Consider the following 864-nt stretch of genomic DNA (forward strand, 5'->3'; position numbering starts at 1 on the left):
GTATAGGGCTTGTCCATCGTGATGACTCCTTACTTGTCTTCGCCGCTGATTTCGTCGAGCTGTCGGACGACCTTCTTCCAGCCGCCGCTCATGATCGTGTAGGCACTCTCGTTCCTGGGCAGCACGAAGCCCGCATGAATCAGCTGGATCCGCGTGCCGGCCTCGACCGGGGTGAGGGACCAGGTCACGACGGTGTCGAGCGGTGCGCCATAGCCGGTGTTGCGCTCGTCGCCGCCCTTCCAGGCGTAGACGAGGCGCCTGTTGGCCACGACCTCCAGAACGCGGCAATGAATGACGCCGTCCCAGTCGCCACCCGGTTTGGTCTGGAACGTGAAGGCCTTGCCTTCGACGGCCTCGAAGCCGGTCGGCGGCATCAGCCAGCGCGCGATCAGCTGCGCGCTGGTCAACGCCTTCCAGATCGTCTCCGGCACGTGAGGGAACACCTCGTCGAGGACGATGTCCTTTGTTTCAGCTTTCAACTCGGCAGCACTCACGAATCGATCTCCTTCARGAGGTCACGCAGGTTCTGGAAGCGCTCGCGCCAGAAGACGCCGTAATGATCCATCCAGGTCACCAGCGGCTCGAGTCCTTGCGGCGCGGCGCGGTAGTAGACGTTGCGGCCCTCCGCGCGCTCGGCAACGAGGCCGGCCTGCTTCAGCGACTTCAGGTGCTGCGAGATCGCACCTTGCGTCACGCCACTGCCGCGCGTCAGTTCGGCAACGCTGATCTCCTTACTCTCGAAGACGCGCTCGAACACGGCGCGGCGGGTCGGATCGGCGAGGGCGCGCATCACGGTGGTGACGGGGTTTGGGGCGGCTTCGATCATGCCGATAAATTAGCGAAGGCTAATGCATTAGTCAATGC

At 63.3% G+C, this 864-nt stretch carries 2 protein-coding genes; both read right to left on the bottom strand.

What is annotated here, in order from left to right; genetic code table 11:
- Positions 1–29: 29 nt before the first annotated feature.
- Entirely contained in the window at positions 30–494 is a 465-nt protein-coding gene (locus tag AC1D00_RS43305) for an SRPBCC family protein (protein WP_404557831.1), read from the bottom strand.
- On the bottom strand, positions 491–826 hold the full coding sequence (locus AC1D00_RS43310; RefSeq protein ID WP_027548708.1) for an ArsR/SmtB family transcription factor: 336 nt from the start codon (positions 824–826) through the stop codon (positions 491–493). The genes AC1D00_RS43305 and AC1D00_RS43310 overlap by 4 nt, the downstream gene beginning before the upstream one ends.
- Between the last annotated feature and the right edge of the window lie 38 nt (positions 827–864).

The organism is Bradyrhizobium sp. P2_E8 (genome assembly GCF_056403875.1).